We start from the raw sequence: 18,159 nt of genomic DNA, 5'->3' as shown, positions 1-18,159 counted from the left end.
AACGTACGGCTGCCCGACGACGTCCCGGCGCTGCCGGAGAACGCCACCAAGCTGCCCACGAACCCCGGCGAGCCGGCCCGGTACTTCGACGGCGACGGCAACGTCCTCGACCAGCACGGCAACGTCCTGGACAGCATCGACAACGCCCCCAAGGAGGGTTCGCCGAACGTCGACCGGCCCGCCGGCTCGGACGTACCGCATGTGGATGCGGACAGTCCGGCCAAGGTCCCGGCCATGGCGGGCGCCGCTGTACACGCCGCCGACAACGCGGGCCACGTCCGCCTGGGCGGCAGCTTCGACCTCGCCGACGCGGGCCGCCTCGGCGACGACGCGACCACCCCGTCGGGGCACGTGGGCGACGCCCCCGGCGGCCACGCCCCCGGCGGCACGGCCGACCACCTCCCGGGCGGGACCGCGCACGACCTCGGCCACGGCCCCTCGGCCGGCCACGAACCGCCCTCGGGCGGCAGCCACCCGGGCGGCCACGGCGACGGTCCTGCGGGCGAGCACGACGGTCCGCCGTCCGGTGGCCACGACGGTCCCGGCGCGGGCGGCCACGAAGGCCACCCGGGCGCGCACGGTGAAGGTCCGGGCGGCCACGAGACGCCTGGCGGTACCGGTGGTGAAAGCGGCCCCGGAGGCGGCGGACCGGACGGGCCCGAGGTACCGCACGGCCCCGGCGGGCCGGACGGGCCGGAAGGCTGGGAGCGTCATCCGGACGACTCCGGTCCGCTCGAGCGCGGCAGCGAGACGGAGCAGCAGGTCCGGGACCAGGTACGGGGCACGGCGGTCAAGCACGGTGACGTGGACCGCATCCTGGACAACCTGGCCGACCACCCCGCGGGCCGCGAAATCGCCGACACCATTGCTTCGGGACGGTTCCGGGATGCCCCGAATTTCTCCAATGTGGTGTCCGCACTGACCGGAAAGGGGGAGATCTCCGGCTGCCTGGAACAGATCCGGCTGGCGAACCGGCTGCACGACAGCGGGCTCACCGATATCTCGTTCGAAATCAAGCAGGGCGGGCACGAGATCAAGCCCGGCGTGTTCACCGAGCCCAAGACCGACCTCGACCTCATGGCACGGGACGCGGACGGTAACGTCCACGGCTGGCAGTTCAAGGACATGACCGGACCTGACTCGCCCGCCGATCCGGCCAAGGTCACCCGTAACATCTTCAAGAAGATCGGCCAGCTCACCGATTCACATGCGGACGTGCAGACGTTCGTGGTCGAAACGAAGGCGTCGAGGGCCGAGATGGCCACCCAGATCGGGCGGTTCCAGAAGGGGTACGACTTCGATGGCGTGCAGTTCGTCGTCCGCTCACCGGACGGTATCCTCTTCGTCCCGCGCGACGGGGGCACGTTCATGCCGGAGGGAACGCTGTGATCGCTAGCACACCTGTGGCCCGCTGGGACTGGGGCCGCGACGACGAATCGGCGGACGCGCTCCTGCTGTGCCTCCGCGACCTCCTGACCGCCCGGTCCGTACTGGCCGAGCACCGGCTCGCGGACGGCGCGCCGACGGTACGCGTCTCCGTGAAGGAGGCGGGAAGGACCAACACGTACCTCTTCCAGGGTGAGCTGGCCGCGGCCGGCGCGGGCAGCCCGGCCGAGAGCGCCGAGGAGCTCGCCCGTCAGGTGCGGGCCGCCCTGCGCCCCGGCGCGCTCGGCGGGGTGTCGGCCGACATTGCCTGCACCGGCACGGTGGCCGGACCGGACGGGGAGGTACGCGAGGAGAGCCTGCTACGGCTCGGCGCCCATGCGGCCGCGGACTTCGTGAGCGTGGACCTGGTCACGTGCGCGGACGTCTGGATGCCGTACGACCTGAGGGGCCGTCCGCAGCCCGCCGTGTACGAGGCCAACGCGCCACGGCTGGCCGCGGTCCTGCGCGGTCTGGAGAAGGCGCTGGAGTCGGAGACCGAACCGGACGACCCGACCTACTTCGGGAAGCCGACCGAGACCGGCGTGGAAAACCGCCGCGAGCCGGACGGCACCCCGTCCGACGTGTGGACCCGCTTCGAAATCCCCTCCCGGACCGAGGTCTTCCGGCAGCTGCCCTCATTCCGTCCGGGCTACCGGCGCACGACCAGCGGTGACGTGCAGTACGTGCCCGTCCGGGGCGAGCACGGCGTACTCGGCTACCTCTGGGCCTCCGACGCGGACAACGCCGCGAGCTTTGAGCCGCGGGCCGCCGCCGACGACGAGGGCCGACGGCAGGGCCTGGCACTGCTGGACCGACTGGCCGACGCATACGCCCGCGGACTGTCCCCGTCCCGCGCCCTCGCCGAACTGACCGGTGCGAGCGCCACCCCGAGCGTCCGTCCCCTGCCCGCCCTGCGCGACCTGGCCCAGGAGGACTGAGCCGCGCCGGGCGGGACCGGAGGGATGGGGATGAAGCGCATCGATATCGATGATCCCGACGTGGACATGGACCACGGGCAGCGGCTGCTGTACCGCGGGGAATTGTTCACGGGGGAGGCCGAGGAGCGGTTGGGCGGGGTCGTGGTCAGCGTGGATGCCTACCTCGACGGACTGCTGTTCTCCGACGACGGTTTCCGGATGCTGGAGGAGCGCCGGTGGGACGACGAGGGGCGGCTTACGAAGGACTGGCGCAAGGACCGTTGACGGAGCGGTCAGAGCGCCAGCTTCAGGCGTGGGCCGTGGCAGCGGGACACGCAGATGAGCATCGTGTCGCCCGCCGCCCGTTCCGCGTCCGTGAGCAGCTGGTCGCGGTGGTCGGGGGTGCCGGCCAGGACCTCGGTCTCGCAGGTGCCGCAGGTGCCCGCGCGGCAGGACGACAGGACCTGTACCCCGGCGTCCTCGACCGCCTCCAGGATCGAACGGCCCGGCGGCACGCGTACGGTGCGGCCCGAGTCGGCCAGCTCCACGTCGAAGGCCGTGTCCGTGCCGTCGTCGGTGGGCGCCGGGCGGAAGCGCTCGACCCGCAGCGCGCCCTCGGGCAGCCCTGCCGCTCGGCACTGAGCCTCCGCCGCGGCCAGCAGTGCCTCGGGTCCGCAGGCGTACACGAGGGTGTCCGGGTGCGCGTCCCGGAGGAAGCCCGCCAGGTCCAGCAGCCCGTACTCGTCCTCCGGGCGCAGCGTGACGCGCTCCCCGTGTGCGGCGAGCCGGTCGGCGTACGCCATCGAGGCGCGGCTCCGGCCGCCGTACAGCAGCCGCCAGTCGGCGCCCGCGGCCTGCGCGCGGGCGATCATCGGGAGCAGCGGGGTGATGCCGATGCCGCCGGCGAGGAAGAGGCAGCGGGTGGGGGGAGCGGACGGGGGTTCGAAGGGGAAGAGGTTGCGGGGGGCCGAGGCGGTGATCCGGTCACCCGGTGCGAGCCGGTCGTGCACGTACGCCGAGCCGCCGGTGCCCGCGGCCTCGCGCAGCACCGCGATCCGCCACTCCGCCCGTACGGCCGGATCCCCGCACAGCGAGTACGAGCGGGCCAGGCCCGGCGCGAGGTGCAGGTCCAGATGGGCGCCGGGCGTCCAGGCGGGCAGCGCGCCGCCGTCCGGGCGGCGCAGCGACAGCTCGCACACGCCCTCGGCGACGGCCCGCTTGCGCGCGACGACCAGGTCGAGGGGAATGAGGGGGTCGAGGGAGGCGTCGGTCATCGTGCCGACCCCGCGATCATCCGCTCCAGTACCCGCCGCGCGGCCAGCCCGCCCGCGTCGATGCCGATGCTCAACTCCTGTACCCGGCGGCCCTCTTCCTCGGCCATGACCTTCTCGAGGATGTCCAGCGCCGTCACGTCCTGGAGGACGACGGTGCGGTTGAACTCGTGCAGGAAGCTGCTCACGCCCTCGTCCTCGCGCGCGAAGTCCCGCGCCACCAGCCAGAAGTCGTACGTGGTGGTCTCGGTGGACGGGGTGATGGCGTACGCGATCTCGGTGTGGAAGGCGTCCGGGTCGCTGCCGTCCGTGCCCGGTACCGAGCCGACGGGAGCGATCCGGCTGTGCAGCAAGTACAGGCAGGGCGCGTGGTACTCGATGTCCTGCCAGCGGCTGACGCGGCCCTTCAGGCCCGTGGAGTCGGCGTAGAAGGGCGGGCACTCGGCGTCGTCCATGTGCCGGCTCACCCGGACGATGCCGCGCTCTTCGTCGGCCTCGGTGGTGATCGGTGTCTCGGCGACCTCCGGCGTGCCGATGTACCCGGCGTGCAGGAACGTCTCGTGGGAGAGGTCGAGGAGGTTGTCGATGAGCAGCCCGTAGCGGGCCTTGAGCGGTTCCATGCCGCGTACGACGGTCCACTCCGGGTCCGCGAGCCAGGGGGCGCGCGGCACGGCGGACACGTCCGCGCGCGCCGGGTCACCGATCCACACCCACACGAAGCCGTCCAGCTCGGCGAGGGGATACGAGGCGACGCGCGCGGTACGCGGGACCCGGGCCTGACCCGGTACCGAGACGCAGGCGCCGGCCCGGTCGTAGGCGAAGCCGTGGTACCCGCAGACCAGCCGGCCGTCCTCCAGCGCGCCTTCGGAGAGCGGGTAGCGGCGGTGGACGCAGCGGTCGGCGAGCGCGACGGCCTCGCCCTCGGGCGTGCGGTAGAGCGCCAGCGGCTCGCCGCAGACCGTGCGGGCGAGGATCTCCTCGCCGCCGACCTCGCTGCCGTACGCGGCGACGTACCACTGGTCGCGGGCGAATGCGGTGGGAACGGGCATGGCGCGGCCTCCTTGACGCACAGTCCTGCACTCGGGGCACCCGGGCGGCCCCGGGTGTCGCCACAGATTGTGCGGCGCCCCGGAGAGCGGCAAGGCCCTCTTCCAGTAGCTGGAAACATGCGTGCACGGGGGTTGCGCGCCGCGCCTCCTCTGCGTAAGCCGCCCCTCTTATGCGCAAGGGGATGGTCAGAGAACGGGCAGGCTGCGCGAGATGCCCTGTGCGGCGACGCGTACCGCGGGCGCGAGCAGGGCCGCGCGGCCCTCGCTCACCGGGACGACGACCGACAGCGCGGCCACCGCCCGGCCGTCGGGCCCCCGGACGGGCGCCGCCACGGACACCGCGTCCATCGTGATCTGCCGCTCGCTGACCGCCACTCCGGACGTGCGCACGCCCGCGAGCACGGAACGCAGCAGCGCGGGGTCGCCGATGGTGCGCTCGGTGAAGCGGCGCAGCGGCGCGGCACACACCTGCGCGACCACGGAGGGCGGCGCGTACGCCAGGAGCGCGAGGCCCACACCGGTGGCGTGCAGCGGCCAGCGCGCGCCGACCCGCGTGCGCACCCCGACCGCGGAGCGCCCCGAGATCAGCTCGATGTACACCGTCTCCAGGCCGTCCCGTACGGCGAGTTGGACGTTCTCGTGCGTCGCTTCGTAGAGGTCCTCCATGAAGGGCAGCGCGGCCTGCCGCAGCCCCACGCCGCGCCGCGCGAGCACCGCGATCTCCCACAGCCGCAGCCCGATCTCGTACCGGCCGTCCGCGCGGCGTTCCAGCGCGCCCCACTCCGTCAGCTTGCCCGCGAACCGGTGCGCGGTGGCCAGCGGCAGGCCGGCCCGGCGGGCCAGCGCGGTCAGGGTCAGGCTGCGGTGCGCGTCGTCGAAGGCCCCGAGCAGCGCGAGCACCCGGTCGGCGGCCGATCGCCCGCTCCCGTGCCCGGCCTGCGGATCGCGCGGGGCCATCGCGCCACCCCGCCTCCGCTCGCCCGTACGTGAAGCCGCGAGCATAGTGGAGCCCCGGAGAGGCTCCCAGGGCCGGGCCCCCGCCGGGCTCTGAGAGAGTGGGAGCATGAGCACAGCGCACACCGGTACGGGCCACGCGCCCGGTCGTACGGGCCACGCGCCCGGCCACGTCGTCGTGATCGGCGGCGGCATCTCGGGTCTGGCAGCCGCGCACCGCGCGCTCGACGGCGGCGCGCGGGTGACCGTACTGGAGGCGTCCGGGCGGCTCGGCGGCAAGCTGAAGGCCGGCGCGGTCGCGGGCGTACCGGTCGACCTCGGCGCCGAGTCGATGCTCGCCCGGCGCCCGGAGGCGGTGGCGCTCGCCCGGGCCGTCGGCCTCGGCGACCGGCTGCAGCCGCCGTCCACCGCGACCGCCTCCCTGTGGACCCGTGGCGCCCTGCGCCCGATGCCCAAGGGGCACGTCATGGGCGTGCCCGGCGACCCGGCGCCGCTCGCCGCCTCCGGTGTGCTCTCCGAGGCGGGCCTCGCGCGCATCGAGGAGGACGCGGAGCTGCCGCGCACCGAGGTCGGCGAGGACGTCGCGGTCGGCGCGTACGTGGCCGAGCGGCTGGGTCGAGAGGTCGTCGACCGGCTGATCGAGCCGCTGCTGGGCGGGGTGTACGCGGGCGACGCGTACCGCATCTCCATGCGGGCCGCAGTACCGCAGCTCTTCGAGGCCGCGCGGGATCACCGCTCCCTGACGGAGGGCGTGCGCGCCATTCAGGCGCGCACCGCCGCCACCGTCCACCAGACCGGGCCGGCCGCAGCGGGGCCGGTCTTCATGGGCATCGACGGCGGCATCGGCACGCTGCCGGACGCGGTCGCCGACGCGGTACGGGCCAAGGGCGGCGAGATCCACCTGCACACGGACGTGCGCGACGTGCGGCGGACCGGCGAGGAGGGGTGGGAGATCCACACCGAGGGCCGGGTCCTGACGGCCGACGCCGTCGTGCTGGCCTGCCCCGCGCCCGCCGCGGCGCGCATCCTCCGCCACGCGAGCCCCGCCGCCGCCATGGAGCTGGACGGCGTCGAGTACGCCTCCATGGCCCTGGTCACCATGGCCTTCCGGCGCGCCGACGTCGAGCGGCAGCTCACCGGCAGCGGCTTCCTCGTCCCGCCGGTCGACGGCCACAAGATCAAGGCGGCCACGTTCGCGAGCAACAAGTGGGGCTGGATCGACGCCGCTGACCCGGACCTCTTCGTGCTGCGCACCTCGATCGGGCGCCACGGTGACACCGCCGACCTGGCGCGCGAGGACGCCGAGCTGGTGGACCTGTCGCTGCGCGACCTCGGGGCGGCGGTCGGGCTGGCCGCGCGGCCGGTCGACACGACGGTCACCCGATGGGACGGCGGCCTGCCGCAGTACCCGGTCGGCCACCTGGCGCGGGTGGCCCGTATCCACGAGGCCGTCGGCCGGCTCCCCGGCCTCCGGGTGTGCGGCGCGCTCTACGAGGGCGTCGGCATCCCGGCCTGCATCGCGAGCGCCACGAAGGCCGCCGACGCAGTACTGGCCACCCTGACGCCGGGCATTCCGGTCGACGAGTGAGAATGGACGACATGACTGACGCCACCCCTGGGCCCGCGCCCGAGAAGACCCCGAATGCCGGCAAGAAGGCGAAGGACCTCAACGAGGTCATCCGCTACACCCTCTGGTCGGTGTTCAAGCTGCGTGCCGTCCTTCCGGAGGACCGCAGCGGCTACGCCGAGGAGGTCGACGAGCTGTTCGAGCAGCTCGCCGCCAAGGACGTGGTGGTCCGCGGCACGTACGACGTGTCCGGGCTGCGCGCCGACGCCGACATCATGATCTGGTGGCACTCGGAGAGCTCGGACGCGCTCCAGGAGGCGTACAACCTCTTCCGCCGCACCAAGCTCGGCCGCGCCCTGGAGCCGGTCTGGTCGAACATGGCGCTGCACCGCCCCGCCGAGTTCAACAAGTCGCACATCCCGGCCTTCCTGGCCGACGAGGAGGCGCGCGACTACGTGAGCGTCTACCCGTTCGTGCGCTCGTACGACTGGTACCTCCTCCCCGACGAGGACCGCCGCCGGATGCTCGCGGACCACGGCAAGATGGCCCGCGGCTTCCCGGACGTGCGCGCCAACACCGTGCCGTCGTTCTCGCTCGGCGACTACGAGTGGATCCTCGCGTTCGAGGCGGACGAGCTGTACCGCATCGTCGACCTCATGCGGCACCTGCGCGGCTCCGAGGCGCGGCGGCACGTCCGTGAGGAGATCCCGTTCTACACCGGCCGCCGCAAGCCGGTCTCGGAGCTGGTGGCCGGGCTGGCCTGACCGGCCATCGGGCCGGCCCGACCGGCCCACGCCCGGCGGGCCGGACTCCGCACCGGCCGGTCACCGGTCTCACTCCTCGCCGGGCTCGGGCTCCTTGTGCGGCTTGCAGAACGCATCCCGCTCCGGGACCCGCCCGGTGAGCAGATAGTCCTCGGTGTACTTGTTCACGCAGTCGTTCTCGCTGAAGGCGATGCCGTGCGAGCCGGCGCCGCGCTCGGTGACCAGCGTCGACCCCGCCAGCCTGCGGTGCAGCTCCAGCGCGCCCTCGTACGGCGTGGCGCCGTCCCGCTCCGCCGCCAGCAGCAGCACCGGGGGCAGCGCCCCGGGAGCCGTACGGACGTCCAGCGGGCGCTGCTGCAACGTGTGCACCGGCCGGGGCCAGAACGCGCAGGGCAGGTTCATCCACGCGTTGTCCCAGGTCTCGAACGGCGCGGCCTGGGCCACGAGGGTGTTGTCGCGGTCCCACGTAGCCCAGTCCCGCGGCCACTCCGCGTCATTGCACTCCACGGCCGTGTAGACCGCGTCGCCGTTCTCGTCCGGCGCCGCGTCCGCCGGGTCCGGCGCCGCCTGCGCGATCAGCGGCTTCGGGTCGCCCTTGAGGTACTTGGACAGCGCGGCGGCCCGGATGGGCCAGTAGTGGTCGCTGTACCCGGCCGTCAGGAAGGCGGACTGGAGCTGGGCCGGGCCGACCTTGCCGCCCGCCGGCTTGCGCCGCAGCTGCGCGGCCGCCCGGTAGTACGACTTCCCCACCGCGTCCGCCGTCGTGCCGAGGCGGTACGTCTTGTGGTGCTTGGCCACCCAGGTGCGCCAGTCGTGCCAGCGGCCCTCGAAGGCGATGTTCTGTTCGAGGTTGCTGCGGTACCAGATCTGGTCCGGGTCCGGGTTCACGACGCTGTCGAAGACCATGCGGCGCACGCGGTCGGGGAAGAGCGTCGCATACACGGCCCCGAGGTACGTGCCGTACGACGCGCCCATGAAGGTGAGCTTCTTCTCGCCCAGTGCCGCGCGCAGCATCTCCAGGTCACGCGCGTTGTTCAGCGTGTTGTAGTGCGGCAGCGCAGAGCCGGCCCGGCGCGCGCAGCCCGCCGCGTACTCCTGCGCCTCCTTGATCTTGTGCTGCTTGAAGCGCTCGGAGGGGTGCACCGGGCTGTCCGAGGGCGCCTTGGCGGACTGCTTCGGGTCCTCGCACGAGAGCGGCGCCGACCGCCCCACCCCGCGCGGCGCGTAGCCGACGAAGTCGTACGCCTTGGCCGTGCGGCGCCACTCGGGCAGCTCGGCGTACATGGGGAAGGCCATCGCGGAGCCGCCGGGGCCGCCGGGGTTGTAGAGCAGCGCGCCCTGCCGCTCGCGCGCGGGGCCACTGGCGCGCCGCCTGCTGACCGTGAGGTCGATCTTCTTGCCTTCGGGGTGCGCGTAGTCCAGGGGGACGCTGACCTTGCCGCACTCGACGCCGGACGGGAGGTGCTCCACGGGGGCGCAGCGGCCCCATGAGATCTTCTTCGGGGCGGGCGCGGTCCTCTCCGGGACGGGCGTGGGGAGCCCGGTCACCGCGCCGTCCGCCGGAGCGGCCGCCAGTGTGCCCAGGACCAGTGACCCGATGGCGCCGAACAACGCTACTGCCTTCACAAGCCGTCCCTTCGTGGGTCACCGTGCCGCCTCCGAACGGCGTCACCGTGTGTGACAAAAGGGATACTTGAGTGGGGACTTGATGATGTAAAGCACCGGGCGCCGGTGTCGGAAGGGATGCCCCGGAAGAGACCGTGCGGGAGCGCGGAGTGGCTCCCCCGAGGTCAGTGCTTCCCCTCCGGCGCGGGCGTCGAGGCGGCGGGCGGCAGCGAGTACGTCGCGGACGGGGTGGCGGGCTCGGGCGGTACGGGCGGCGCCGACGGTGTCGGCGGTACGGGCGGCGGCGCGGCCGGGGACGTCGGCGAGCTCGACGCCTGCGTGTCCCGCGCGATGCCGTCGAAGTCCACCAGACCGGTGCGTTCGAGCACGGTGATGTGGTCGAGCACGGTCGTGTTGGCGTCGTCCGCCAGCCCGCGGACCAGCGAGTTGCGGGTGGTCGCGCGGACCTGGGCGACGACCGTGAAGACCCTGCCGTGCGCCAGCCGCAGGATGTTGGCGAACTTCTGGTCGTACTCGGCGCCGCGCGCGGCCGCCAGCTCGGACAGCCAGCCCCGCTGCTGGTCGTTGGGCTGGTTGGGCAGGTCGACGCCGAGCTGTGCGGCCACCTCCCGTACGTGCCGGTCGAGTTCGGTGTGCCCGGTCACGAGGTGCTCGCCGGCGGTCCGTACGGCCTTGGTGGTGCCGCGCTCCTCCGCCTGCTGCCCGGCCGGCAGCTCCCACAGCCCGGCCAGCCGTACCTTGGTCACGAAGTCGCGGTCGAGCGCGGAGAGCGGGCCGGAGCGGGTGGCCACGGTGCCCGCGTCGGGGTCGGTGCCGGCCGCCGACAGCCCGGCGAAGGACAGGATGGGGAAGAGCAGTGCGGCTGCCGTCGCGACGAGTGCGGCGACGACGAGACCGGTTCCGGTGACGGATCGCATGGTGCCTCCTGGTGCGGCACCGCACGCTAATCGGGCCGGCCCGGCCCGCGCCCCCCGTTCGCCGAACCCCGCTCAACGGGGGGCGGGTGTTGGTACGTTGGCGGGTTTCCGGGCCCGGGGAGGCCCCCGGGGCCGCTCTGGCGGGCGTTCAGCTACCCGAGCCGCACCACGTCCCGGCGCTGTCCCCGGCCGCGCTCCAGTCGGCCCCCGGGCCGGTCGAGGACACCGCCGCGGCCGCCGCGCTGCCGGCCGCTGCCCGCTGCGCCTCCAGCAGGTGGTCGCGCAGTACCCGGTCCACCAGCACCGCCACGCCGCCGACGGCCACGGTGAGCGCGGCGGACCGGTCCGCCGGGCCGGCGACGGCCGCCCTGTTCGCCGTACGGAACCGCTTCAGGGCCCGCTTGCCGGCCTTCGTGATGCGGCGGCGCACGGCGCTCCGGCACAGCGTGCCGACGAAGATCCCCGCGAACACCGCGGGCGTCACCTTGAGCACGAACGGCATGTTCTGCGGGTACTGCGGAGCGCCGTCGTCCAGCGCCCCCGTCACCGACTGGAAGATGCCGAGGAAGAAGACGCACATGCACGCGCCGATCTGCAGCCGGGCCAGCTGCCGCCAGCGCCGGCCCGCCTCCGGGCGGCGCAGCAGGCCGCGGTCGGCCAGCCGGTCGCCGATCTGCTGGACGGCCGCGCTGCGCATGACCGTGGGGCGCAGCCGCGTCAGCGAGCCGCCGGGCGTGCGCGCGAGAGCTTCCAGCACCGCGGACTCGACCGGGTCGTGCGAGACGGCGGGGCGGCGCGCGGTGACCGTTCCGGGGCCGCCGATCGCCAGCCGGCCATCGCCGTGCATCCCGGCGATCGCCGCGTCGGCGACCCGGCCGGGACCGCCGGCGAGGAAGGCGTTCTCCCAGAGGTCGTGCGAGGGCACGTCGACGAGCGCCGTCCGGGGGGACGGCGCGGCGCGGCGGGTGTGGACCGTACCGGCGATGAGCACCACTGAGGAAGCGGCGACGGCCCAGTACACCAACTGCGCGAAGGACAACGTGATTACCTCCCACTCCGGGGTCTGTCCCCACTCCGGGGTCTGTCGACATACTCCACCCGCGAGGCGCCCGCCGGCACGCCCAGGGGTGCGCTCCGGCCGCCGTCCGCCGTACCGCCCGGGTCCGGACCGTCGTCCTTGGGGCGGTCCGGCGAGCCGGCCGTCGCGTGGCCCGTCCGGGGCAGCAGGCCGGTCACCTTACGGGCCAGCCGGGCCAGCCGTGCGGCGGGGCGGGCCGACGGCGGGACGGGGCCCGAGCGCTCGCGCCACCACTGTGTCAGCTCCCGCCGCGCGGCGGGGTGCGCCGGCAGGCCGAGGGCGAGCAGATGGCCGGCGAAGTCCAGCGCGTCGCGGCGGTAGCCGCCCCGCATCGGCCGGCCCTGCGCGTAGTCCAGGAAGGCGCTGCGGTAGTCCGCGCCCAGTATGCCGGGCAGCTCCGGCGCGACCGCGGCGATCACGTCGGCGCGCTTGGCCGCCAGCGCGCGCCGCTGCACGGCCAGCCGCTCCCCGTCGAACCCCGCGGGGTCCGGCTCGCCCGCCACCAGCGCCGCCAGCAGCTCCTCCTGCGCGGCGGCCAGCCGGGGGCGGGCCGCTTCGGTCTGCTCGGACGGCGGGTCGGCCTTCTTGGAGGCCGGGCCGGCACCCTTGGACGGCGGGTCGGTCTCCTTGGACGCCGGGTCGGTCCGGTCGCCGGATTCCGGCTCGGGCCGGGGCGCGGGCGCGGCCCGCAGCGAGGTCGTTTCGACGACGGCCCGGATCGCGTCCAGCTCGGCGGCGAGCTCCTCCGCCGCCGGGAAGTTCTCGTCGCGTTCGAGGAGGACGCCGGGCGGGCCGACGCGGGCGCACAGCTCGGCCAGTACGTCCAGGACCGGCTGCGTCACGGGGTGGGCGTGGCTGTCGTGCCACACCCCGTCCCGCTCGAAACCGCCCGCGACGTGGACGTACGCGATCGCCTCCACCGGCAGCGCGGCGAGCGCGGCCGCCGGGTCCTCGCCCCGGTTGACGTGGTTGGTGTGCAGGTTCGCCACGTCGATCAGCAGCCGTACGCCGGTCCGCTCCACGAGTTCGGCGAGGAACTGTCCCTCGGTCAGCTCCTCGCCCGGCCAGTTGACCAGCGCCGCGATGTTCTCCAGCGCCAGCGGTACCGGCAGCGCGTCCTGCGCGATGCGTACGTTCTCGCACAGCACGTCCAGCGCGTCGTACGTCCGCGGTACGGGCAGCAGATGCCCCGCCTCCATGCGCGGGCCGCCGGTCGGCTCGCCCCCGGCCCGTACGAAGGCGATGTGCTCGGTGACGAGGGGCGCGGCGAGCGCCTCGGCGCGCTCGGCCAGCGCGGCCAGCCGTCCGGCGTCCGGCCGCTCGGCGCCGCCCAGCCCGAGCGAGACGCCGTGCGGCACGACGGTCGTGCCGCGGGCGCGCAGCGCTTCCAGGGCGGGCGGCAGATGGCCGGGGCAGATGTTCTCCGCGACGACCTCGACCCAGTCGATGCCGGGCAGCCGCGCGATGCCGTCGGCGATCTCCGGCCGCCAGCCGATGCCGGTACCCAGCCGCACCTGGCGTGCCCGCCGCTCCCGGTGGTCCGTACGCCCCGGCTGCTGCCCCCGGTGGCCGGTGCGCCCTGGCTGCTGCCCCCGGTGGCCGGTGTGCCCTGGCTGCTGCATGGTCCCCCTCCACTCCCGACTCCGCGTATTCCGTACTCATCACCCCTCTGCGGAGGACGAACCATCGGCGGACCGGGTTCAGAGCCGGATCTGAGCTTTTCCCCGTCTTTGCGCGTCTTTCCGCAGCGTACGGGGGGCCGGTGCCGCCGGCGCGGCGTCAGCGGGCCGTCTCGGCGGCCACCGCGGCGCCGAGCCCGAAGAGGACGGTGCCGGTGAGCTGTTCGAGGCGGCGGCGGACGCGCGGCCTGCGGAAGACGGCCCGCGCGCGGTGCACGGCGAGGGTGACGCTGCCGAGCCAGACGACGCCCAGTACGGCGTGGACGGCGACGAGCATCAGGGTGGTCGCCACGACCGGCGCGCCGTGCGGGATGAACTGCGGCAGCAGCGACATGTACACCACGCCGACCTTCGGGTTGAGCACGTTCGTCAGCAGCCCGGTGCGGAAGGCGCGCCACGGGGTCTGCGGTTCCTCGGGGGCCGCCGCGCTGTCCACCGTGCCGTCTGCCGTGCTGCTCCCGGCGGTCGCCGTGGCGGTGCGCCGCGCGCTGCGCAGCGCCTGGAAGCCGAGCCACATCAGGTACGCGGCGCCCGCGATCCGCAGCCCGTCGTACGCGACCCGGGACGCCGACAGCATCGCCGTCAGCCCGGCCGCGCCCGCCAGCCCCCACACGAAGCAGCCCGCCGCGATGCCGAGCGCGGAACACAGCGCGGCGCGCCGCCCCGAGCCGAGCGCGGTGCGCAGCACGACCGCGAAGTCCGGACCGGGGGAGACGGTCAGCAGGGCGGCGACGACCGTGAAGCCGAGGAGTGAGGTGAGCATGTAAAGAACGGTACGTGCTCCGGCGGACTCCACGACGGCCGCGGGGTGTCCGGCTGGTTCTGCGTCCGGCTCGTGCTGCGGGGGCCCTGGCTCGTGCTGCGGGGCCCCGGCTCGTCCTGCGGGGCCTCCGGTCTGCGTCGCCGGGCGTCCGGCCCGGTCCCGGCTACCGGCGGGTGAACTCCGGCTGGGTCACCGTGTCGACCCGGGTCGGGCGGCCGAGCAGGGCCACCTCCCGGAACTGCCACAGCAGCGCACCGGTCGGCGCGTGGATCACCATCCCCGGGCGCAGCGGCATCTGCAGCAGCGGCCCGCCGTCCGGGGCCGTCACCCACCGCGGCAGGTCCGGCTCCCGCAGCCGCCGCAGCGGTACGTGGTGCACCGACTGGACCTCGTCCGGGGCCGGCCGCGGCAGCGCCGGCCCGCGTGGGACGACGACCAGCGGCGTGATGATGAACCCGGAGTCGGTACGGAAGTCGTCCAGGTACCCGGCGATCTCCTCGGGGCCGGCGTCGACCGAGGTCTCCTCGGCCAGCTCCCGCAGCGCGGCCGCCTCCGCCGTCTCGCCCTCGTCCAGGCGGCCGCCGGGGAGCGCCCACTGCCCGGCGTTGCGGCCGCGCGGCGCCCGCTTGATCACCAGGACGTGCGGCTCGTCGCGGTACGGGAGCACGGTGAGGCACACAGCGGCGCGGCGCACGCCCTCGGGCACGGCGATCTCGCGCCGTTCGAAGGCCGCGAGGTTGGCGCGCAGGGCGGCTTCGAGCCGGGACGGATCCGCGAGGTCCGCTTCCTTCAACGTCGACATCGGCATCATCACGATGTACCACGACCGGACGCCTGTTCCCACCCCTGTGTGGACGTTCACCGGCTCCTTCTGCGTACCTTCACTCGCTCTTGCCCGGGCCGCAGGCTCTTGGTCCCATGGGGGGAGGGGCGGGATCCGGCGCCGCGGCGGTCTCCCGCCGGAGGCGAGTCCCGCGAGGGGTGCGCGAGGGGTGCACGAGGGCGCGAGGGGTGATGTCCGTGGAACCGACGTCGGACGACCCGGACCGGTTCTTCCTGCCGCCGGACGACCCGGACCGGTTCTCCCTGCCGCCGGACGACCCCGACCGGCTCTTTCTGCCGCCGGACGACGATCTCGCACCGAACCGCCCCGGGGAAGTGCTCCGCACCCACCTGGCCGCTCACCCCCTCGACGGCCCCGCGCTCCTCGCGGCCCGGCTCCTGGGCCGGCGGCCCGTACAGGACGAGTGGCGGCGCCGGCTCGCCGCGGAGTGCGCGGTGGGCGCGGAGCTGGAGCGGCTGGGCCGCGGCGGCTGGCACGTGCTGCACTCCCTGCCGCTGCCGCCCGGCAGCGAGATCAGCCACCTGCTCATCGGGCCGGGCGGGGTCTTCTGCCTCGCCACGGAGTACGTGCGTGCCGCGCGCGTACGGGCCGACGCCACCGACGTGCGCCCGGGGCGCGGCCGGCGCCCGCAGCCGTACGTGCGCCGGAGCCGGCAGCGCGCCGAGCGCGCGACGTACGCCCTGAGCCGCGGCTGCGGTTTCCCGGTGCCCGCCCGTCCCGTACTGGTCCTCGTCGGCCCGCGCCACATAGAGCGGCTGCCGGAGCAGCCCGGGCCGGAGGCTCCTGGCGACGCGGAGACGAAGGGCGACGACGCGGACGTACGCCTCGTGGCCGGCGCGCAGGCGGTCACCGCGCTCGGCGCCATCGGCGGCGTACTGACCCCCGCGACCGCCGACCGCGTCCACACCGTCGCCCGGAACCGCCGCACGTGGCAGGGGGTTTGAGGCCTGCCCATCACGGGGAACGGGGCCTGGGGCCGGGTGGCCTCATCGCTCGGTTCGGTCCCTCATCCGCCCCCTTCCGCCCCCCTTCCGTCCCGTCCGCCGCGGCTACCGCAGCGCCGGGTGATCGGCGACGACCGTGCAGGAACCCGGGGCGATCTCCGTGAACCCCGCGTCGCGGACGACGGGCAGGCCGCTGCGGGTCAGCTCCGCCCACCGGTCCGGCTCCGCCGTGCGCACCGACAGCGGGAAGCCGGCCGCCTGCCAGGCGGCGCGCTCGGGCCCGGACAGCTCCCACCATGCAAGCTGCGCGCCGTGGCCCGCCTGGGCCATCGCCTTGCCCGCCGACATCTCCAGCTCCGGGCTCAGCCAGAGCACGGGCCCCGCCGCGTCGGGCGCACCCGGCGGCTCCGGGTCGTCCAGCTCCGTACCCGACACCTGGAGCTTGGCCAGCTCCTTGGGCCAGCCGTCCAGTGGCACCGGCGGGAAGACCCGCACCTCGGCGGAATCGCCGGTGACCGTGATGCCCGGCAGCTCCGTCGCGCGGCGCCACTCCGCGCCCCGGGCCCGCCGTACGACCTTGCGGATGCGGGCGTCCTGCCAGTCCCGCACGGCCGCGGCCCACTCGCCCTCGTCCAGCGAGCGCGTGTCCGAGAGCAGCACGAGGACCGCCCGCGCCGCCGTCTCCAGCGCGTCCGTACGCGCCGGCGGTGCGGCCTTCTCCATCCGGACGACCAGCGGCAGCACGAACTGCGGTGCCGTGTCGCGGTCGGTCTCGGTATTACCGGTGCTGTGGGTCTCGGTGCTGCTCACGGTTTCAGTCTGCCAGCAGGCACTGACAATCCCCGGCGCGGAGCCGTCTGCCGGGCCTCCTTGGCGGAGGGGAACGTTCCGGGCGATCATCCTCACCATGCAGAGCGAACTCTTCTCGTCCGAGAACTTGGTCACCGCGGCCACCGCCCCGGGCATGACCCTCCAGAACGCCAAGTCGGTCAAGTACGTGGTGGACGGCGAGTGCTACGCGCGCCAGGGCTCGATGGTCGCCTTCCGCGGCAACCTGCAGTTCGAGAAGCAGGGCCAGGGGGTGGGCAAGTTCCTCAAGCGCGCGGTCACGGGTGAGGGGCTGGCTCTGATGGCCGTGCGCGGCCAGGGGGAGGTGTGGTTCGCGCACGAGGCACAGAACTGCTTCATCGTCGACCTCGCCCCCGGAGACAGCATCACCCTCAACGGCCGCAACATCCTGTGCTTCGACGCCACGCTGTCCTACGAGATAAAGGTCGTGAAGGGCGCCGGAATGACCGGCGGCGGGCTCTTCAACTCCGTGTTCACCGGGCACGGCCAGCTCGGCGTGATGTGCGAGGGCAACCCGATCGTCATCCCCGTCAGCCCGCAGCTGCCGGTCTTCGTGGACACCGACGCGGTGGTCGGCTGGAGCGCCGCCCTGAAGACCTCGCTGCACCGCTCGCAGAGCGTCGGGTCGATGATCCGCGGCGGCTCGGGCGAGGCCGTCCAGCTGCGCCTGGACGGCGAGGGATTCGTGATCGTACGGCCCAGCGAGGCCAAGCCCAGCCAGGCGTCGAACGGCTGAGGCGCGGGACCGGGCACTGAGTCGGACACCGGCACGAAGGCGAACACCGGGATGAAGCTGCACAAGGTACGGGCATGAAGCTGCGCAACGTGGGGCGGCGTTACGGGCTGCGCGGCCCCTGGGTGCTGCGTCACGTCGACCTCGAAGTGCCGCGCGCGTCCCTGCTGCGCATCGAGGGCACGAACGGCAGCGGCAAGTCCACGCTGCTCCGGATGCTCGCCGGGATCGACGCACCGAGTACGGGCCGCGTCACAGGACGCCCGCGCGCCGCGTACGTACCGGAGCGCTTCCCCGCCGCCCTGCCCTTCACGGCCCTGGAGTACCTCGGCCATCTCGGGCGCGTCCACGGGCTGCGCGGTGCCGCGCCGGCCCGCCGGGCCACCGAGTGGCTGGAGCGCTTCGGGGCGGCGGGGCACGCCCGTACGCCGCTCGCCGAGCTCTCCAAGGGCACCAGCCAGAAGGTCGCCGTCGTACAGGCGCTGCTGGCCGAGCCCGAACTGCTCGTCCTGGACGAGGCGTGGACCGGCCTGGACGGCACGGCGCGCGGCACGCTCGACCGCGCCGTGGCCGAGCGCGTCGCGGCCGGCGGCACCGTCGTGTTCGTCGACCACGACCCGGCCCGCCTGGCCGGCGCCGCGCATGCCTGCTACCGGGTCGTGGACGCGGGCCTGCGCCCGCAGGACGCGCACTCGTACGCGACGGACGCCACCCCGGGGCCGCGCGTGACCGTGGTGGCGCAGGGCCCGCCCGGCGCCGCCCCGCCGCCCGGCCTCCCG

17 protein-coding genes and 1 pseudogene are annotated in these 18,159 nt (G+C 74.3%); 8 read left to right on the top strand and 10 right to left on the bottom strand.

The genetic code is table 11. The features are described 5' to 3' along the window. From ABT381_RS29375 to ABT381_RS29365, 3 genes and pseudogenes are all read left to right on the top strand, one after another. Positions 1 to 1,389: pseudogene (locus ABT381_RS29375) on the top strand (hypothetical protein); the annotation flags it as partial. Beyond that, entirely contained in the window at positions 1,386 to 2,363 is a 978-nt protein-coding gene (locus ABT381_RS29370; RefSeq protein ID WP_351599605.1) for a hypothetical protein, read from the top strand. The pseudogene ABT381_RS29375 and the gene ABT381_RS29370, both read left to right, overlap by 4 nt. 30 nt (positions 2,364 to 2,393) lie before the next feature. After that, positions 2,394 to 2,627 carry a hypothetical protein gene (locus ABT381_RS29365; RefSeq protein ID WP_351599604.1) on the top strand — a complete coding sequence of 78 codons (234 nt, stop codon included), beginning with the start codon at positions 2,394 to 2,396 and terminating at the stop codon, positions 2,625 to 2,627. 8 nt (positions 2,628 to 2,635) lie between these two features. On the opposite strand, the gene ABT381_RS29360 is transcribed toward ABT381_RS29365, so the two are convergent. From ABT381_RS29360 to ABT381_RS29350, 3 genes are all read right to left on the bottom strand, one after another. Next, positions 2,636 to 3,616, bottom strand: a complete 981-nt coding sequence (locus tag ABT381_RS29360; protein WP_351599603.1) for a PDR/VanB family oxidoreductase — start codon at positions 3,614 to 3,616, stop codon at positions 2,636 to 2,638. Continuing rightward, positions 3,613 to 4,662 carry an aromatic ring-hydroxylating dioxygenase subunit alpha gene (locus ABT381_RS29355; RefSeq protein WP_351599602.1) on the bottom strand — a complete coding sequence of 350 codons (1,050 nt, stop codon included), beginning with the start codon at positions 4,660 to 4,662 and terminating at the stop codon, positions 3,613 to 3,615. Before ABT381_RS29355 ends, ABT381_RS29360 begins: the two co-directional genes overlap by 4 nt. A 186-nt stretch (positions 4,663 to 4,848) precedes the next feature. Next, positions 4,849 to 5,619: an IclR family transcriptional regulator gene (locus tag ABT381_RS29350; protein WP_351599601.1), complete on the bottom strand. Its 771-nt coding sequence runs from the start codon at positions 5,617 to 5,619 to the stop codon at positions 4,849 to 4,851. 106 nt (positions 5,620 to 5,725) lie between these two features. Here ABT381_RS29350 and hemG point away from each other — a divergent pair, with 106 nt between their 5' ends. Continuing rightward, positions 5,726 to 7,204 carry a protoporphyrinogen oxidase gene (gene hemG / locus ABT381_RS29345; RefSeq protein ID WP_351599600.1) on the top strand — a complete coding sequence of 493 codons (1,479 nt, stop codon included), beginning with the start codon at positions 5,726 to 5,728 and terminating at the stop codon, positions 7,202 to 7,204. Between the two features lie 2 nt (positions 7,205 to 7,206). After that, positions 7,207 to 7,947, top strand: coding sequence for a hydrogen peroxide-dependent heme synthase (gene hemQ, locus ABT381_RS29340; protein ID WP_351599599.1), 741 nt, complete (start codon positions 7,207 to 7,209; stop codon positions 7,945 to 7,947). 69 nt (positions 7,948 to 8,016) lie between these two features. Here the strand turns inward: hemQ and ABT381_RS29335 are convergent, their stop codons facing one another. The 6 genes from ABT381_RS29335 to ABT381_RS29310 form a co-directional block, all read right to left on the bottom strand. Next, positions 8,017 to 9,573 carry an alpha/beta hydrolase gene (locus tag ABT381_RS29335; protein WP_351599598.1) on the bottom strand — a complete coding sequence of 519 codons (1,557 nt, stop codon included), beginning with the start codon at positions 9,571 to 9,573 and terminating at the stop codon, positions 8,017 to 8,019. A gap of 164 nt (positions 9,574 to 9,737) precedes the next feature. Beyond that, complete coding sequence (locus tag ABT381_RS29330; protein ID WP_351599597.1) at positions 9,738 to 10,490, bottom strand: DUF4142 domain-containing protein; 753 nt, start codon at positions 10,488 to 10,490, stop codon at positions 9,738 to 9,740. Positions 10,491 to 10,638: 148 nt separating this feature from the next. After that, entirely contained in the window at positions 10,639 to 11,529 is an 891-nt protein-coding gene (locus ABT381_RS29325; protein ID WP_351599596.1) for a TIGR04222 domain-containing membrane protein, read from the bottom strand. 5 nt (positions 11,530 to 11,534) lie between these two features. Beyond that, on the bottom strand, positions 11,535 to 13,082 hold the full coding sequence (locus tag ABT381_RS29320; RefSeq protein ID WP_467754200.1) for an MbnB/TglH/ChrH family RiPP precursor modification enzyme: 1,548 nt from the start codon (positions 13,080 to 13,082) through the stop codon (positions 11,535 to 11,537). Between the two features lie 265 nt (positions 13,083 to 13,347). Further along, entirely contained in the window at positions 13,348 to 14,010 is a 663-nt protein-coding gene (locus ABT381_RS29315; RefSeq protein WP_351599594.1) for a LysE family translocator, read from the bottom strand. A 163-nt stretch (positions 14,011 to 14,173) separates the two neighbouring features. Next, positions 14,174 to 14,812 (bottom strand): NUDIX hydrolase, encoded by a 639-nt coding sequence (locus ABT381_RS29310; RefSeq protein ID WP_351599593.1) that lies wholly within the window; start codon positions 14,810 to 14,812, stop codon positions 14,174 to 14,176. A gap of 218 nt (positions 14,813 to 15,030) precedes the next feature. Between ABT381_RS29310 and ABT381_RS29305 the strand changes: the two genes are divergently transcribed. Then, complete coding sequence (locus ABT381_RS29305) at positions 15,031 to 15,798, top strand: nuclease-related domain-containing protein (protein ID WP_351599592.1); 768 nt, start codon at positions 15,031 to 15,033, stop codon at positions 15,796 to 15,798. Positions 15,799 to 15,903: 105 nt separating this feature from the next. Here the strand turns inward: ABT381_RS29305 and ABT381_RS29300 are convergent, their stop codons facing one another. Beyond that, a complete protein-coding gene (locus ABT381_RS29300) occupies positions 15,904 to 16,608 on the bottom strand; it encodes an aminoacyl-tRNA hydrolase (RefSeq protein ID WP_351599591.1) in 705 nt (234 codons plus the stop codon). 97 nt (positions 16,609 to 16,705) lie between these two features. On the opposite strand from ABT381_RS29300, the gene ABT381_RS29295 reads away from it, so the two are divergent. Together ABT381_RS29295 and ABT381_RS29290 are read left to right on the top strand one after the other, a co-directional pair. Beyond that, positions 16,706 to 17,383 carry an AIM24 family protein gene (locus tag ABT381_RS29295; protein ID WP_351599590.1) on the top strand — a complete coding sequence of 226 codons (678 nt, stop codon included), beginning with the start codon at positions 16,706 to 16,708 and terminating at the stop codon, positions 17,381 to 17,383. 74 nt (positions 17,384 to 17,457) lie between these two features. Continuing rightward, positions 17,458 to 18,159 (top strand): ABC transporter ATP-binding protein (locus tag ABT381_RS29290; RefSeq protein WP_351599589.1); only part of this gene is annotated, 702 nt, incomplete at its 3' end.

It is taken from the genome of Streptomyces sp. NPDC000151 (genome assembly GCF_040301705.1).
Lineage (GTDB): Bacteria > Actinomycetota > Actinomycetes > Streptomycetales > Streptomycetaceae > Streptomyces.
This window is presented reverse-complemented; position numbering and strand designations above follow the sequence as displayed.

What these genes read in the sequence shown, in the direction of transcription:
- ABT381_RS29365 (WP_351599604.1), top strand. Translation starts at nt 2,394, where the DNA reads ATGAAGCGCATCGATATCGATGATCCCGACGTGGACATGGACCACGGG.
- ABT381_RS29360 (WP_351599603.1), bottom strand. Translation starts at nt 3,616, where the DNA reads ATGACCGACGCCTCCCTCGACCCCCTCATTCCCCTCGACCTGGTCGTC.
- ABT381_RS29355 (WP_351599602.1), bottom strand. Translation starts at nt 4,662, where the DNA reads ATGCCCGTTCCCACCGCATTCGCCCGCGACCAGTGGTACGTCGCCGCG.
- ABT381_RS29350 (WP_351599601.1), bottom strand. Translation starts at nt 5,619, where the DNA reads ATGGCCCCGCGCGATCCGCAGGCCGGGCACGGGAGCGGGCGATCGGCC.
- hemG (WP_351599600.1), top strand. Translation starts at nt 5,726, where the DNA reads ATGAGCACAGCGCACACCGGTACGGGCCACGCGCCCGGTCGTACGGGC.
- hemQ (WP_351599599.1), top strand. Translation starts at nt 7,207, where the DNA reads ATGGACGACATGACTGACGCCACCCCTGGGCCCGCGCCCGAGAAGACC.
- ABT381_RS29330 (WP_351599597.1), bottom strand. Translation starts at nt 10,490, where the DNA reads ATGCGATCCGTCACCGGAACCGGTCTCGTCGTCGCCGCACTCGTCGCG.
- ABT381_RS29315 (WP_351599594.1), bottom strand. Translation starts at nt 14,010, where the DNA reads ATGCTCACCTCACTCCTCGGCTTCACGGTCGTCGCCGCCCTGCTGACC.
- ABT381_RS29310 (WP_351599593.1), bottom strand. Translation starts at nt 14,812, where the DNA reads ATGTCGACGTTGAAGGAAGCGGACCTCGCGGATCCGTCCCGGCTCGAA.
- ABT381_RS29295 (WP_351599590.1), top strand. Translation starts at nt 16,706, where the DNA reads ATGCAGAGCGAACTCTTCTCGTCCGAGAACTTGGTCACCGCGGCCACC.